Annotated in this window: 16 protein-coding genes, 1 other RNA gene, 1 pseudogene and 1 other annotated feature; of the genes and pseudogenes, 11 read left to right on the top strand and 7 right to left on the bottom strand. The window is 33.7% G+C overall.

Annotation, left to right across the window (positions count from 1 at the left end; all coding sequences use genetic code 11):
* The first annotated feature begins 162 nt into the window (after positions 1–162).
* The 3 genes from ACOQFO_RS09515 (at position 163) to ACOQFO_RS09505 (ending at position 1,640) form a co-directional block, all read left to right on the top strand.
* Positions 163–369 carry a hypothetical protein gene (locus tag ACOQFO_RS09515; RefSeq protein ID WP_421689445.1) on the top strand — a complete coding sequence of 69 codons (207 nt, stop codon included), beginning with the start codon at positions 163–165 and terminating at the stop codon, positions 367–369.
* A gap of 288 nt (positions 370–657) precedes the next feature.
* Entirely contained in the window at positions 658–1,260 is a 603-nt protein-coding gene (locus ACOQFO_RS09510; RefSeq protein WP_421689444.1) for a DUF2935 domain-containing protein, read from the top strand.
* 206 nt (positions 1,261–1,466) lie between these two features.
* Positions 1,467–1,640 (top strand): hypothetical protein, encoded by a 174-nt coding sequence (locus ACOQFO_RS09505; RefSeq protein WP_421689443.1) that lies wholly within the window; start codon positions 1,467–1,469, stop codon positions 1,638–1,640.
* 398 nt (positions 1,641–2,038) lie between these two features.
* Here ACOQFO_RS09505 and ffs read toward each other — a convergent pair.
* The 3 genes from ffs to ACOQFO_RS09490 all read right to left on the bottom strand — a co-directional run bounded on the left by ffs (position 2,039) and on the right by ACOQFO_RS09490 (position 3,985).
* Positions 2,039–2,305, bottom strand: an RNA gene (gene ffs / locus ACOQFO_RS09500) — signal recognition particle sRNA large type.
* Positions 2,306–2,486: 181 nt separating this feature from the next.
* Positions 2,487–3,020 (bottom strand): hypothetical protein, encoded by a 534-nt coding sequence (locus tag ACOQFO_RS09495; protein ID WP_421689442.1) that lies wholly within the window; start codon positions 3,018–3,020, stop codon positions 2,487–2,489.
* On the bottom strand, positions 3,020–3,985 hold the full coding sequence (locus ACOQFO_RS09490; RefSeq protein ID WP_421689441.1) for a hypothetical protein: 966 nt from the start codon (positions 3,983–3,985) through the stop codon (positions 3,020–3,022). Before ACOQFO_RS09490 ends, ACOQFO_RS09495 begins: the two co-directional genes overlap by 1 nt.
* 172 nt (positions 3,986–4,157) lie before the next feature.
* Here ACOQFO_RS09490 and ACOQFO_RS09485 point away from each other — a divergent pair, with 172 nt between their 5' ends.
* The 5 genes from ACOQFO_RS09485 to ACOQFO_RS09465 all read left to right on the top strand — a co-directional run bounded on the left by ACOQFO_RS09485 (position 4,158) and on the right by ACOQFO_RS09465 (position 6,749).
* Entirely contained in the window at positions 4,158–4,598 is a 441-nt protein-coding gene (locus tag ACOQFO_RS09485) for an SRPBCC domain-containing protein (RefSeq protein ID WP_421689446.1), read from the top strand.
* A gap of 293 nt (positions 4,599–4,891) precedes the next feature.
* Entirely contained in the window at positions 4,892–5,380 is a 489-nt protein-coding gene (locus ACOQFO_RS09480) for a DUF4306 domain-containing protein (RefSeq protein ID WP_421689440.1), read from the top strand.
* Between the two features lie 150 nt (positions 5,381–5,530).
* Positions 5,531–5,734, top strand: coding sequence for a helix-turn-helix transcriptional regulator (locus tag ACOQFO_RS09475; RefSeq protein WP_421689439.1), 204 nt, complete (start codon positions 5,531–5,533; stop codon positions 5,732–5,734).
* The gene (locus ACOQFO_RS09470; RefSeq protein WP_421689438.1) at positions 5,735–6,412 is read left to right on the top strand and encodes a DUF3169 family protein; all 678 of its coding nucleotides are present in this window, start codon (positions 5,735–5,737) and stop codon (positions 6,410–6,412) included.
* Between the two features lie 196 nt (positions 6,413–6,608).
* Positions 6,609–6,749: a hypothetical protein gene (locus ACOQFO_RS09465; RefSeq protein ID WP_421689437.1), complete on the top strand. Its 141-nt coding sequence runs from the start codon at positions 6,609–6,611 to the stop codon at positions 6,747–6,749.
* A gap of 106 nt (positions 6,750–6,855) precedes the next feature.
* Here ACOQFO_RS09465 and pabB read toward each other — a convergent pair whose 3' ends face one another.
* Positions 6,856–8,613 (bottom strand): aminodeoxychorismate synthase component I, encoded by a 1,758-nt coding sequence (gene pabB, locus ACOQFO_RS09460; RefSeq protein ID WP_421689436.1) that lies wholly within the window; start codon positions 8,611–8,613, stop codon positions 6,856–6,858.
* Positions 8,614–8,834: 221 nt separating this feature from the next.
* On the opposite strand from pabB, the gene ACOQFO_RS09455 reads away from it, so the two are divergent.
* Entirely contained in the window at positions 8,835–9,188 is a 354-nt protein-coding gene (locus ACOQFO_RS09455; RefSeq protein ID WP_421689435.1) for a hypothetical protein, read from the top strand.
* A 540-nt stretch (positions 9,189–9,728) separates the two neighbouring features.
* Here the strand turns inward: ACOQFO_RS09455 and ACOQFO_RS09450 are convergent.
* Both ACOQFO_RS09450 and ACOQFO_RS09445 read right to left on the bottom strand, forming a co-directional pair.
* Positions 9,729–10,547, bottom strand: a complete 819-nt coding sequence (locus tag ACOQFO_RS09450) for a WYL domain-containing protein (protein WP_421689434.1) — start codon at positions 10,545–10,547, stop codon at positions 9,729–9,731.
* Positions 10,531–11,469 (bottom strand): annotated as a pseudogene (locus tag ACOQFO_RS09445) (WYL domain-containing protein). Before ACOQFO_RS09445 ends, ACOQFO_RS09450 begins: the two are co-directional and overlap by 17 nt.
* 472 nt (positions 11,470–11,941) lie before the next feature.
* Between ACOQFO_RS09445 and ACOQFO_RS09440 the strand changes: the two are divergent.
* Together ACOQFO_RS09440 and ACOQFO_RS09435 are read left to right on the top strand one after the other, a co-directional pair.
* Positions 11,942–12,085 carry a hypothetical protein gene (locus tag ACOQFO_RS09440; RefSeq protein WP_421689433.1) on the top strand — a complete coding sequence of 48 codons (144 nt, stop codon included), beginning with the start codon at positions 11,942–11,944 and terminating at the stop codon, positions 12,083–12,085.
* 8 nt (positions 12,086–12,093) lie between these two features.
* Positions 12,094–12,561: a hypothetical protein gene (locus ACOQFO_RS09435; RefSeq protein WP_421689432.1), complete on the top strand. Its 468-nt coding sequence runs from the start codon at positions 12,094–12,096 to the stop codon at positions 12,559–12,561.
* A 73-nt stretch (positions 12,562–12,634) separates the two neighbouring features.
* Here the strand turns inward: ACOQFO_RS09435 and ileS are convergent, their stop codons facing one another.
* Positions 12,635–15,730, bottom strand: coding sequence for an isoleucine--tRNA ligase (gene ileS / locus ACOQFO_RS09430; protein ID WP_421689431.1), 3,096 nt, complete (start codon positions 15,728–15,730; stop codon positions 12,635–12,637).
* Positions 15,731–15,866: 136 nt separating this feature from the next.
* Positions 15,867–16,104 (bottom strand) — a binding site (T-box leader).
* Positions 16,105–16,191 lie beyond the last annotated feature (87 nt).

Raw genomic sequence — 16,191 nt, 5'->3', positions numbered from 1 at the left:
AAACAAGCATTTTTCCGCTCCTCATTCTAGAAAGATGCTTTTCAGAAGAAAAATAATCATGATTCTTTCAAAGGGATCGGGAATCTAATCGTTTTTGGCCTAAAACCCTGATTTATGTTCGAGGTATGAATAATTCAGGTTATAATAATAATGGTGATGACAATGAAAATTTCTGATAAAGAATTAGAAACTCTTTATATACAATATAAAAAGCAAAAAAAATATTATAAAGAGATCAAAAAAGAACGGTGTTCACTTGTTGAGCTCAATCATTATCTTGAAATTAAGCGATGTTTAACAATGTTAAAAGTTGAAATGAGCCACCGTGGTTTAACAAAAAAACAAGCTAAAAAAATGTGCAAATGTTAAAAATCCTGTTCCTGGGTTGGAATAGAGTTTTTTATTTGAGCCGCACATAAACATGTAGAAGCCGCACATAAATGGCCTAAAACCGCACATAAATGGCCAAAACCCGCACATAAACGCCCTAAACCCGAACATAAAAGTCCAAACTCCCCCTTCAAAAAATAAATTAGGATTTACATTTGAACAAAAAAATTTAATAGCTGAAGCACAACATTATTATGACTTGTTCGAAAGAGTTGAGGAAAAATTAAGCCGATTTTCAGTCAACTCTGATTTTCAGTCAACTCTGATTTGCAGGCGGTTCAAGCATTTAATAACGAAGTATATCAAGCTGCAGTACACATATGGGAGTTTAAGAGAAAAATTTTGGATTTAACATTACGATGTGAAATACTGACAAATAATTACCCACTTTTAGTCGACCATACAAGCCGAGAAGCTGCTTATTTTGCAAGAAGACTAAAAGAACTCAATGAAGGAGTATTAGCACCAAAACCGGATGACATTATTAAAGAAAATGTATTCTTCCTCAAAATAATGGCAGACCATGCTAAGTTTATTGGGCATTTATTAGATCCTTCAGAACGAAAATTAGTGGCACAAGCAAGAGATTTTAGCCATGACTTTGACCAATTGTTATTCCAGGCACAAGATTTAGACCACATGCGACCTCAATCTGAAACAAAACCACTCTTAGACCAAATGTTAGATCAAAATAGAGTATCTACAAAATCTTTAAGGGACTTTAAGAAACAAGCAAGAGAGTTAATTGAAGAATGTCGTATTAAGAGTAATATTCATCCACTTCTCGCAGACCATACATTTAGAGAGGCAGAAAGATTTTTAGAAATTATTGATATGTACGAAGCACATCTAAATGCACAAGCAAGATGAATAGATGAATACTACGGGGCATTAATTCATTCACGAATTAATGCCTTTTTGCTTTTGCTTATTATTATGCATAATGTAATTAAAATCATTTTTCAATGTATTTGTAGTTGCTGTGTATTTTCTGTAGGAGTAGCAATTATTCCATCCTTGCTTGTACGGATAAAATACCTCATGTTACTCAAAATAATAGTGATGGAGGTGATAAAGTGGGAAGCAATAAACATAAAAACAACAAAACACAAGATAATAAAAAGCAACAAAATCAAAACCAAAATGCAAACAGAGAACGAGCTAACCGTGAAGAGTTCGCTGAGGAATTAAACATTAAACGTAACAATCAAAATCAAAACAATAACGATTGCGAAGATTGTCAATTATAATCAAAACTTAATTTCCTCAGAGAGACCCTAATAGCCAACACTTTTAATAAGTGTCTATTAGGGTTTTTATCAATAGCAAACTAAAATTGAGATTATGGGTATTTTATCGATGCGACTACAAAATAAAAAAGAAGTTATTAAATCAACAACAGTCATGACGACGATGAATATTTAAAGTTAAAAGGGGAGTTATTTTTAGAACAAGTCGTTCAAGGAACAATGAATACCCAAATTTATCGAGGAATTAATAAAAAGGTTGCAAGTAAAGAGGATAAGGAAAATTAGAGAATGAAGAGCAATTCATACGTTTACGCGGATAGAATTGCTTTTTACTTTGAACAAAAATAAAAACAAAACCAACAGTTGGTTTTGTTTACTTAATGATATGTATATCATGGCCGAGCACCTTTCTTCGACAGCCGCACATAAGCGTTACTTTGGTCGACAGCTCAGGTTAGGCTACCCCGCGGCACATGAGTGATACCACTTAATGCTGCTTCCTTCCGGATCTGACATGGTTCATGGGCACTCATTGCGCAGGACCCAACCGTCAACGCTACGTGTCAAAGGCAGACCCTACAATACGGACGGCCTAAGAAAGGAGTTCATTCTCGCTAGAGCGGATTGCGAGTTAAAGGGCACCGCTACCTCCCCAACTAGCTCGGTCAAGTAAGTTTATTATATAATATGTTTTTGATATTTTCAATATTATTTTGATATAAAGTGTTAATTATTTTGATACAGAACTAGAATCTTCCTTGTCATAATAATTTAAAAATGGTGTTATCCAATAGTTTAAATCAAGATAATAAAGAAGAACGTTGAATTATCAGCGCTCTTTTTGTTTCATTCAATAATCGGTACATATATCTTCCGTACACGCCAAATTAATACAAAGAACATAATTTCCAATATTAAAGCAGCTACCAGAATTACTAGTGTAATGAAAAATAATGTATTACTTACAGGCAGATTTGGTACAAAACTAGACATTAAAAGACCTATGAAAGTACTTATAAAATAGACCGTACCAGTGCAAAAAGCGCGTTTTTCAAACGCAATTTCATCTGCTGCTTTAGCAATGCTAATAATAAGTTGGAATATATAAAACACAAGAAGTAGATCTATAAATGAAAAAATCGTGTAATACCAATTCCACTCCATTGTATTTTTTAATATAACAGAAGGGATAGAATAGAAAATTAATCCGAATGACACAATTTTAGATTTATTGGCAATGGGGAAATCTTTAACTAGCTGTTTAATTCCTTTGTAAATCATAAAATAACCAAGAGGATCAATAAGAATATCTATAAAAATATAAATATCAAAGGAAATAATAATATAGCCCCAAAATATTTTTTGAAATATTTTATCCATTACTTATTTAATCCTCCCATCCGTTCCTCAATGAGTTTATTGACATCATCTTCTTTAAGATAAGGCGCGTTACTTGCGTTAATCGGCACTGCATATTCAAATGGTTCACCGTCGTCAGTAGAACCGTAAACCGTAATATAGAAATCAAATATATAGCTACTTTCAGGATTAAAGTATATATAAAGTTTGATAAAATCTGATTCGTTTAAATGAATTGGAAATAGTTCTTCATTAAGAGAAGTGCCTTCTAGATCTTCTAAGTGAACGTCTGAAAGAAATTCGTCATTATACCATTTAGGAACCTGTGAGAATGTATTCATGTCATCTTGCGTTGTAATATCTGGTCCTGCAAACAGTTTAATAAAAAGATCTGTTCCAATTTGATTTGAAAATGGAGTCGATATCCCTTCAATTGTTAACGGTTTTGTAGCTGCAGCATACCATTGGCTAAAATTTTGGTTACTTGAGGAGCTATATGTATTGTTTAATGCTTCATTTGCAGGCGGTTTTCCATATACTCGAACTTCACCAATATTTACATCAATCGTTTTACCATTTGTAAATGTAACTTTCATATTATTAAAAGTCCAAACGTCATCTGATCCTACCTTAACTGGAATAGCATATTCCGGAAATCGAAAATTTACAGATTCTAAAGTATGATGTGTGAAGTTTTGTTCGATATTTGGTCTGTAATTTTCATCGTACGAAGTAGGAAATTTAGGAACATTTACTGGATTCAGAAGGACACCATCAATCGAAACATAGCTTACGTCAACAGGGTTTTCTTTATTGTTTAAATAATAAAATTGTAGCTGATTACCATCCTCGTAAACTTGTGTTTCATAGTAATGCTTTAAAAAGATTGGTAAAGTTAACTGTTTAGATTGAAAATAGAGATAATTGCCAATCATACTGCATACGACAATGATTAAACCTATCCAAAAAAATCGCTCTTTTAACATATTGTTCACTCATTCCTTCAATATAATTAAAGTTTAATATGATACATTATAGGAAACTACTAAGAGGGTATAGTTTTTTGTAAACTATACCATATTTCACCAAATGAAAGAAAATGAGATCAACTATATTGTCGAAAAAAAGGAGGATTTACATGAATTCCTCAACATTTGAATATGTAACTTACATTGGAACAACTACAGAAAATTATGGGAAGCATTAACGAGTAAAGAATTTACAGAGAAATATTGGTTCGGTAGAAAAATTCAATCGGACTGGAAAGTGGGTTCGCAGGTTACATTCTTAGATGAAAATGATGATTTGGCTGACCAGGGAGTTTTATTAAACTATCATCCTCATCAACAATTATCCTATACGTTTCTTTGGGTAAAAGATCAAACTGAGCGTGAACAAACTCCTAAAGTAACCTTTACGATAAAACCTATGGATCAAACAGTTAAATTGGCCTTAAAACATGAATATCTACTACCAACTGATTTTTATGATGAAAACTCTGGTTTTCAAGGAATTAACAATGGCTGGCCAGCTATTTTGAGTAATCTAAAGACATTACTAGAAACAGGGGAAACTTTACCTGCTGTTACAATTAAATAATTAATAAAAAGAGTAGCCTTATTGATATTATTCAATGAGGCTCTCTTTTTATTTTTACCAAAAGGCAGTGATTTCTCGTAAAATAGTCACCCATTTCTTCTAAAAATTGGATAATCATCTGCAATATCATAAATGAATAGGTATGAAGAATGTAGAGGATTCATTAAAAATACGGATATTGACCTAATTTAATCTGCGGAATATCTTGGTAAACTAATGATAAAAAATGAAACTTCTATTAACAGTGTACGTTCCAATATAGTGTAATAGTAAATTAAGAGGGTAGTGATCAAATGTCAATAATCATCCAACTATTAATATGCGTTTGTGTGTTTTTATTCGCTACAGTTGCTGCCTGGTATGAGGGTAGTGCAATTATTGAGGACTCATTAGAATGGACATACTCTACACCATTTACTAATACTTTTGGCATTGAAATTGTATCAGGTAAAGAAATTGTTTTACTCGATTATTTTGTCTATGAAGCAAAATTCCAACCGTTTTTTCCAATCTTAATGTTACTGAGCTTTATTTATATTATAGGGTTAGTGTTATTTGTTGTCGGTAAAAAGAACAACGATACATCCATTAAAGTATCATTTGCTTTTGGGATCGTTTATCTTGGTGCCAGTACGTTATTTATTAATGCAACAACCTTTGGGGGTAAACTATTCTTCTACATTTTACTTATTAGTTCCATCCTAACAATTTTAGTTACATTGTGTATTTCAATACTTAATGGACATGGACAGAAAGTATATTTTGTTAAGTCAAGTGAATAAATCATATAAACTTATTAAGCAAGAGCGTTAATCCCAAATGGATTAATGCTTTTTTTGTGAGAATATGACTAATTTAATTTTCATTTTGACAAATATACTTGTCAAAATGAAATGTATCGTTTACACTCAATATATAAGAGGTGATAAAACATGAAAACCCGATTAAAGGAGCTCCGTGCAAGAGACGGGTTAAATCAAACACAACTCGCTAAGCTTGCAAAAGTATCAAGACAGACAATTAGCTTAATTGAACGTGAAGAATTCATGCCTTCACTGTTAATCGCTGTACGAATCGCCCGTATTTTTAATGAACCTGTAGAAAGTATCTTTATCATCGAGGAGGATGATTTATAAATGAAACAGATTATTTACATTTTGCTATGTGCTGCAGCTGGATTTTTTACATCCATATTTGTATTAAAAGGCTTTAAATTTGATTTAGTAGATTATGCAGAACCAATCCAAATCGGATTATTGGTAATGATAGGTGCCCTTTTACTATTTAGTATTGTGAAATACACTCAAGTAAAAAGATTAAGCAATAAACAGGTCGACGGAGACGAAGAAGATGAAGTGGATATCTTAATTTATAAAACATACACGTATTTCTCGTTTTTTGTACAGTCTAGTATGATTCTTTCGATTTTAACTCTTTGTGTATCTGTGATTACAACTCGACAAATAGTTTTTATTGTTCTTGGCATCGTAGCGATTATTATCAGTTTCTTTGCATCAATACTTTCTGCGAATGTAATCCGACTGGCATATCCAGAACGTAATTTACCAAAAACATCAGAACCAAAATTTGCAGAAAAGCTTTTAGCTGCTTCAGATGAAGGCGAACGACACGTTATGCTAATTGGCTTTTACAAATCTTATTTCTTATTTACGACCGCATTAATCGTCGGAATCATTTTATCTGCCTTATACTCCGTTTCATCTGGCCAATCACAACTATTTTCCATTATTGTGATGAGCATTGTATTGTTACTTACTCATGGGAAGTATTGCTTGGCAATTCGAAATAAATAGTGAGGACATTGAATGAGCATATCTATTAGGAAAGTAAGTAAAAATATTTGGTTATATTACTCTCTAGGTGCAATAATCGGTGCACCAATTGGGGTAATTGCTTATAAATTTAATTGGTTAGGTTAGTAGAAAAAAATATCTAAAAAAATTGCTTTTTTATAAGTTTTGAAATAGTTAATTAGAAAGGGTGATAGCAATGACGAAATACTCTATTAGTGGTATTAAATTCGGAAAAAGTAATGAAGTAATTAAAATATTGGTTGATATTCAAAATGATTGGTTTGAGATCATGCACACCAATGAAGTGACCCAAGTAATGAATAAAACAACAGGTTAGTATGTACAAGTAAATCGAAACACCTTGAAATTTGAGGTAGTATAATATAAAAACCAATAATCTTTCTTCGATGGTTTTCAAAGGAAGATTATTGGTTTTATTTTATCTATTTTACTAATTGAACCGGAAGCCATTTTCGCACACTGTTAATAAACCATATGTTTGTGCATTTTTCTAAGTCAGTTAAAGTTAATGTCTTTTCAGTAATTTTTCCTTCTTTAATAAGCACCTCACGATATGTGCCGGATAATAAACCACATTGGATAGGTGGTGTAAAGTACGAGCCATCTATTTCGAGCACAACATTGCCATTTGTAAATTCCGTTAATTCACCGTCTTCATTCCATAGAAGAACATCGAATACATCTATAGAATCCCTCTTGAAATCTTCATAAACTTTTCGATTCGTTGTTTTATGATATAAAAATAGATTGTCTTTATTTACTGGTTTATCTGCCAAAGATACGAATAGAGGGGATTCAAACTTATTAATGGATTGAACTTCGGCCGTTATGTCACCTTTTTTACTTAAAAGCAATCGAACTTTATAGTCACCAAGATGATTTTCTTTAACAAGATTCAAAAGAGTATCTTGAATTTTCTCTTTGTTAAATGGAAAACTAAAGTATTTTGCAGAGAGTGATAAACGACTCAAATGTTCATCTAATAAGAAAAACTCTCCATCACTTAATAATAAACTCTCTAGCAATTGAAAATCTGTTACGTCTTTTTCAAGGAAGCTAGCCTTTGCAAGAACTTCATGATATTCACCTTCAGCAGTCGAATCCCACGTAATGCCTCCTCCAACACCATATGTTGCTTGGCCAGTTTGCTGATCGATAACAACTGTTCTGATAGGAACGTTAAACACCGCTTCACCCTTTGGAGTAAAATAACCAATTGCCCCACAATATACTTCCCGAGGTGTATTTTCTAAATTGGCTATTATTTCCATAGTTTTTATTTTCGGTGCACCAGTAATTGATCCACATGGGAATAATGCTTTGAAAATATCAACATAACTTGTGTTCGGTGAGATTTTTGCTTTAATAGTAGAAGTCATTTGATGAACGGTAGGATAATGTTCAATTTCAAATAGTTTCGTTACTTGTACTGATCCCATTTCTGCAATTCGTCCTAAATCATTTCGAAGCAAGTCGACGATCATGACATTTTCTGAACGATTTTTTTCAGAATAATAGAGCCAACGTGCATTCTCTTCATCTTCTGAGACAGTTTTTCCTCTTAAAACGGTACCTTTCATTGGTCTTGTCGTAATTTCATCCCCCTCAATATGGAAAAAGAGCTCAGGTGAGGCAGATAAAATACTATGTTCACCAGTATTAATATAAGCACAATAATTAGAAGATTGTGCTCTTTTCAACTTCTGAAATAAAGCAATATCATCACCTTGAAACTCGGAGTGAAGACGTATTGTGTAATTTGCTTGGAATGTATCTCCTTTTTCAATGGAGTCTTTTATAGAGGCAATCGCTGCATGATACTCATCAATGCTTACAGTAGGTTGCCAATTTTCTATATGATAAGAACCCGAACTATTTATGGACTCTTGGATGGGTTCTTCAAAGATTCCAAACCATAATAAAGGCATTTTATGATCGTTTCTAACTTGATAAGCAGCATCAAAAGCTTTAGCACCTTCATATGTAAGGAAACCAGCTGCATAATATCCATTTTCAACGGCTTCTTGAACCTGTTGTAAACAGGGTAAAATTTCTTGCACTGATTTAGCAATCAACAATTGAACAGGATTTGAAAAGGTTAATGGCTGAATCTGTCCTGTTGATGTAGCAAATTCGAAAGATAGAAGTGGAGACTGATGATTGTTAGCTGTCTGTTCCAATTGATTAATCCTTTCTATTTTGTTGTTTTATAGAATATAAGTAATACTCCCTCTATAATACCTCAAACTCATTTTACATAACTTATTTAATTCCTTCAAAATGATTAGTTTAAAGTTTTCTAAAAACTGTACAGAAACTGTCCCAGTGATTTCCTTACTTTCTATTTATACTGTAAATAACAGTTCAGTTCGAATATTAAATGACTTAAGGAGTGATATATATGTTCATATCAATTTTAATAGTAGGTATTTTAATCCTATTATTTAATGGTTCCTATTCTTACTTACTCAAAGTTGAAAATCCAACAAGTGATCTTAAGATTTTTGTAGTGAAACAAGAAGGGATGCACAACCAACATAAGCAGCTAACATTGAAAAATCAAGAGTTAAAAGAGGGCACGAATTTATATCAAAATGCGATAAAAGTTTTGCGAGGGAATATGGATGCTCTTAATGGAGAAATTGAAGAAACAAACAGGGTGAATGAATCACTTAAGCAAAAATATTTAGACATAAAAGATACTCATGTTTGTGAGAAAAGTGTTGCACAACAATTTTTCATTTTAAAATACTAATTCCTCAGGATGGTGAAAAAGGGATATAATAACATTATAATTTAAAGTCAAAACATTCAAACTATAAAGCGAAAAAGGGGATAGAACTATAATTCCATTTTATATACAAGCTATCCATTTGAAAAAAGGAATAAAAAGATCATTGGTTGTAAGTCTGATTTTTACACGAAATGTACGCTAGGAAACTATGCATATTATTTAAAAGATGCAAAAAAGTACGATAAGAATAATACTGAACCCGTCCATGCAAAAATTGATAAAAATGAGTTATATAAAGCTTGTAAAGACTTTATAGATACTCGAAATCAATATAGTCATAAGCTTCCTTTACCTTTCAAAGAAGTAGGAAAAGTTCGAGAAACTTTTTATCAATTATTAAAACAATTACTTCATGCGTTTATAGAAATTCCTCTAACACATTGGGAGGAAAGAGGGGTTATTGAGCCTAAAGGTGAAGATGGAGATAAATAAAGCAAGAATTTAACAACATCTAAAAAAGGGAAGTACACATCCAATTATGTGAGCTTCCCTTTACGTATTTTATATTTCCTCATAATTTCCCAATGCTTGTAATGCAGATTGAACTATTCGCTCTCTTAAATGCACAGGTGAGACGACCTCGGCATGTGGACCAAACATTCGAACTTTCGAAAGGAGGAATGCTTCATCTAGTGGGGAGTACAACACTTTCAATTGTAAAACATCCTCTTTTTTTTCTACTTCCTTTTCAAAAATGGAAAAGGCCTGTAAAAACCGTTGTGGGTCAAGGTCTTTCCATTTTGGTTTAAATTGTATAACAGCCATTTGTTTCTCATGTTCTAAAGAGGAAGTGAACTGCTTGGATACTTCAAACTTTTCTTCCAAAACCTCCAATTGTTCAATATAGACAATTGATTCTAAAGGTGTTAGTCTTATTTTTTCTTCCATTTCATCTCCAGTGATTCGAACCCAACGGACAAACCACTTTTTTTGTGCAACTGAAAATTCTAGTTTGTGAAGAATTGCAGAATGCCTTTTTTTATAACGGTTTTGAATATAGTACGTTAATTTGCAAAGTCGTTGTTCTCTAATCGTTGTATGTAATAATCGAAAGACTTCAGGTTTAATAGTATAAGAACTAGTAGTAGCTTTATGGATAATGGTAGGATCTTCTGTTGTAGCAGAAATAACAGATTGAGTCTCTTTTACATACTCCTTATCAAGAAACCAAGTAGCTTCTGGATAGTGCATGACCTCGTGTAACCAAGATCTTTCGCTTTCACCCAATGGGTATGGTCCAACTGCTAATTTGTTATCTGCATCTTGTAATTCTAGCTGTTTGAAAAACGAGGTATGTAGAAATTTATTCATTGTAGCCATATATAGAAAGCACCTCCTGTAAATCGGCAATCATACGTTCTCTTAAATGTACTGGTTCTATCGGTTCTATCACTTTAGCACTGCGGCCAAAAGAGCGAACCCATGGAATGATTTCATCTACACCTGCTACTTCGATTTCCCAAATAAATGAACCATCTTCTAATTCTTCAACTATTCATCCGTGTTGTCCTTGTCGCTCAACTCGTTCACGTATAAATGGACGATGAGAGGTTGGATCTTGCTTAAAGCGCACCTTAATTTTTTCCAAAGGGGAGTCACTTACTAACCAGCTAGAAGCTAATTCATTTTTACACTGTTCTAAAAGTTCTAAAAATACAGGTTCATCAACTGGTTTTGTTATTTTCGTATGAATCATGTAATCTAAACGATATCGAAAAAGCCTTTCTCTTTCTTCCTCAATGCTTTTCCCAATCAAATACCAACGATAAAATTGCTCATCATACACAATTCTTAATGGAATAACGGTTTTCTTTAGGGACTGTTTACTCTTTTTCACAACTACTTTCTTTTGTGATTTCACTTCGAAATATTGGAACGAAATCGTATGATTTGTACGAATTGCTTCTTGTATAAGCTCGACTATCGGTTCATCTAACATCCGACCAATGTAATGATAGTGGTAATAAATGGATTGATCTTCTTGGACAGGTACGACCTTTAATAGCTTTTGCTGAATACTATGAGCAGGCAAGGATCTATTTGCGCGGTGGATTAAATATTGCAAATACGAACTGAGTTGTTCTTTAGCTTCAGTAGATAATTCATGTAGTGAAGGAGCAAGTCGATACACAGAACGCCCGGGTTTTCTCGAATCATCCCATTTTTTTAGAACTAATCCTTCTAAAGTCAAATCATCTAAACAACGGGAAGCTTCTTTTCGTTCCCAAGCACTTTTGTGCATATTAGGAAAATTTATAAATGAGGCATGTTCGACTACTTCAGTTACTGTCAGTTCTCCATATCTTTGAAGTAATTTTAAGATGACAGCGTACCGTGAAACACGACTTTTTGTTGGCAAAATGCTTTCAATCAATTTATAAATCGCATAAGTATGATTTTCTTTTTTTAATACAATCTGTTTTAAAGCATCGCTAGGACCTAACTGTAAATAACTTTTATCTGTATAGAGAAATTCATTTAGTTCATTCACAATTTTAAAATAACTAGAGCTTGAGATTCCTAGTTTTTTCGCTATTTCTTTTGTTTCTTGGAAATTTCCTTCATTGACAAATAGGCGTAAAAGTTCAATTCTCTTTTCAGGATTGTATTTCTCTGACATATTTACCTCCAAAACTGTACTAATAGTGTCCTAGTTACTCGGTGAATTCGTTCTATAATGATAAGTATAACAAAAGAGAAATGGAGTGTTATAGATGGATTTATTTACAGATTTTATCGCTTTTATAATATTTGGTAGTGTCGTATTATTTGCAGTAGTTATTTATGGAATCGCTCATTTACAAAAATCAGAGAAAGTAGGAGAAGCGGAAGAGGTATCAAATCACCAATTCCAGTAATTGATACGGTGAGTTTACACGATGAAGCTAAAAAAAATTATGAAGAAGTGGAACAAAGATTTTTAGTGAATAGTGCCATATTTACGACTACAGCTGCAGCTACAGCCATTCCTGAAGTAGAGGGGGCTATTTTAACTAACCATACTGTGGTCGATTCTTATGAATACGATGAAAGCATTAGCGATGATGTTGAAGAATACAGCTATGAAAGTACTGTGGTGGATGTTGATGTGGAAGAATATGAAGAAGAAATCTTTTATGCGAATGGTACAAATGATATAAATGATTTCATGACAAATCCTTATAACGATTTTATTGATGAAGATCCTTATGAGAGTCCAATTTCCAATTTTGATAGTGAAGAGGGTTTTACAAGTTATCCAAGTTTTGAAGAGGACTACGATTATGACCGAAATCCTTATGATTATCCTGGTGAAAGTGTTGAAATTGATGAAAACTATCATCATTTAATTTAGATGGTAGATGAATTAAGAAGTTGCTGCTCTTTCGTTTGTATTGATTCAAAGAGCAGCGATTTTTGTGATTCAGCTAATAATTGAATGAGACATTTATCATTTCTTCTCCAAAACATAAATCAAATTGAGCATCTGATTGGTGCTTTTTCTCAAAGTTAATGTTGTGAACAAGTACATTCGCCTTAATTAAGTCTACAAAAACTTTAATTTTATCATTCGTTAGATCGTTGGCAGATATATTAATGTCGATATATTGGTCGATTGGTAAATCTAATTTCTTTCGAGTATCTTGTATTGCTCGTATCAATTCTCTTACATGACCTTCATCTATTAGTGGAGGAGTTAGTGTTACTTCTAAAAGTACTTTTAATAGTTCATCACCGGCCAACTCAAATCCAGAAGTAACTTGATGCTCAATATGAATATGATTTTTATCTAAAGTTACCATTTCATCATTTACGACAATTTGTTGCACTCCATTAGTTAATAGTAACTTTTTATTTTGTTCTGTCATTTCCTCAACATACTTCTTGATGTAATTCGCTAATTTACCAAATGTAGCTCCTGCAGTTTTAAAGTTTAACTTCAAGAGGATTGATTGATAATGTGATAAATCATCTGTATAAACTACCTCTTTAACATTTAACTCCTCTTTAATAATGTTTGAAAAGGCATTTAATGGACGTTTCACTTCTGGTGTCCACACGATGAGCTTCTGCAAAGGTTGCTTTACTTTCAAGTTTTTGCTATTTCGAATGCTACGGCCAAGTTCCACTATTTTTAGAATAGTTTTCATATCCTCTTCTAATTGTTGATTTATCATGGATTCATTTGCTATAGGATAGTCCTGTAAATGGACACTAGATTGATGTAATTTCAAATGGATATCGTCAGCTATAAATGGCACGAATGGTGCAAGTAAGAGAGAAATTGTTGTCAGAGTTTCAAAGAGTGTTGAATAAGCGGCTTTCTTATCTTCTGACATGCCCGAAGCCCAAAAACGATTTCTTGATCGTCTGACATACCAATTGCTTAAATCATCAACTAAAGTTGCAATTTCTCTTGTTGCTTGGGTAAATTGATAATGGTTCATATATTCAGTAACAGTTTGGACTGTACTATTCAATCGAGAAAGTAGCCATTCATCTAGAATTGTCTTGTTTCCAACTTGCTCCTTATTGTAAATAAAGCAGTCTATTTTCGCATACATCTCATAGAATTTAAAAGTATTGTCTAAGGTATCGATTAGTTTTGATTTTGCATCTTGAACAATTTTTTTAGAAAAACGTTTAGGATTCCAAGGTGAACTATCCACTAGGAAAGCCCAGCGAAGAGCATCTGCACCGTATTCTTCAATGAGTTCAACAGGGTCTAATGCATTGCCTTTACTTTTAGACATTTTTTGACCGTGTTCATCAAGGACGTGGCCAAGAGATAAGACGTTCTTATAAGGTGCCTTCCCAGTAAAGAGGGTAGAGACAGCAAGTAAACTGTAGAAAAATCCTCTTGTCTGGTCAATTCCTTCGATCACAACATCGGCAGGAAATTGGGAGTCGAACTTTTCCATATCTCCAAATGGATAGTGATATTGAGCAAAAGGCATCGAACCACTATCAAACCAAACATCAATCACTTCAGGTGTTCTTTGCATTACCCCTTTACACTTCGGACAAGTACACTGTACTTCATCAATATACGGTTTATGAAGCTCAATTTCATTTGGTAAAGTAGTTGTCGTGAGCTGTTGAAGTTCCTCGATATTCCCTGGTGCTTCCTCATACTGGCAATTTGAACATACCCAAACATTAAGTGGTGTACCCCAATAACGATTTCTACTAATATTCCAATCCATTAAGTTTTCTAAGAAGTTTCCAAAGCGCCCGTCTTTAATATGATGAGGATACCAATTAACGGTTGCATTGTTTGCAAGCATTTGATTCTTTAAAGAGGACATTTTGATGAACCAACTATCTGTTGCGTAATAGAGTAAGGGGGAATCGCATCTCCAGCAATGAGGATAACTGTGTTCATATTTTTCCTTGTGGAAAAGTCTATCTTGTTCAGAAAGCATTTTTATGATTTCTACATCGCATTCTTTCACAAATTTTCCTGATAGATCTGAAATTTCTTTCGTGTAACGTCCTTGAGCATCAACTACGTTTACAAAAGATAATCCATTTTGTTGAACCGTTCTGTAGTCATCTTCACCATAAGCTGGGGCAATATGGACAATCCCAGTTCCACTTTCCTGAGTTACGTAATCAGCTAGAACAATACAATGACCTTTTTCAATGGTCACATAGTTAAATGGTGGAGCGTAATGAATTCCTTCTAATTCACTTCCACTGTGTTCACTTAATACAGTTACATGGTCTCCAAGAACTTTATTTACTAAAGATTTTGCAAGAATAAAAACATCATTTTCTTTTTGCGCCCGGACGTAAGTTAATGATCGATTCACAGCTAGTGCAACATTAGCGGGTAAAGTCCAAGGAGTAGTGGTCCAGCCTAAGAAATATTCATTTGCTGCATCAAGCCTTTTAAATTTCACAGTAGCCGATAAGTCTTTAACATCTTTGTAGCCTTGTGCTACTTCGTGCGAGCTAAGAGTTGTTTGACAACTAGGGCAATATGGAGAGACACGGTGTCCTTTATACAAAAGACCATCTTTGTGTACTTTACTTAAAATGTTCCAAACACTTTCGATATAGTCGTTACTTAATGTTAGATAAGGATCATCCATATCAACCCAGTAACCCAATTCTTCAGTAAATGTACGCCATTTCTTCTCGTAAGTGAAGACACTAACCTTACATTTGTTGATGAAGGATTCCACTCCGTAGCGTTCAATCTCTTGTTTTCCAGAGATACCTAGCTGTTTCTCAACGCCAAGCTCAACTGGAAGGCCATGTGTGTCCCAGCCAGCTTTTCTCTCCACTAGGAAACCTTGCATCGTTTTGAAACGTGCAACAATATCTTTAATTGTCCTACCAAATGCGTGCCCAACATGGGGGAGGCCATTGGCAGTTGGAGGTCCCTCATAAAATACAAAAGGTGTTTTTCCTGATCTCAATTCAACAGACTTACGAAATGTGTTTTCTTCTAACCATAACTTTCGGATACGTTCCTCACGATGGACAACAGTTTCCTTACTAACACTAGCATTCATAGATATCGCTCCTATACAGTATATTTGTATAAAAACATACTAGAGAAACCCAACTTATCCCCAATAGGATGTTGATGCTTTTCTTGTGCGTATTACCTATATGCTTATACGTCAGAACGCAAAAAACCCCGTCCCATGAAGGGACGGGGTTAACCCGCGATACCACCCTAATTCTATTGATCCGCTCAATAGCACTTAGCAACGTACAATCATACGCGGTCCTTTTAACGGTAGACATCCGGTCAGACTTACTAAATTTCAGCCTAACTTCTCAGAGAGGATTTTTCACGTAACTTTTGAACACTGACTTGCACCAAATGTCAGCTCTCTGTGGATCAAAATGAAACGCTACTTTTTCTCATCAACGAATTTGTATGCTTTTATTGGATTAAATTATAACAGAGTGGGGGTTAAATGTCAAACAATTCTTAAAAATGAGTTTCATCTCATTTAACACAGAA

This window comes from Ureibacillus sp. MALMAid1270 (assembly GCF_049202975.1).
Classification (GTDB): Bacteria; Bacillota; Bacilli; order Bacillales_A; family Planococcaceae; genus Ureibacillus.
The sequence above is the reverse complement of the archived record's forward strand: the minus strand, read 5'-3'. Positions and strand labels throughout refer to the sequence as shown.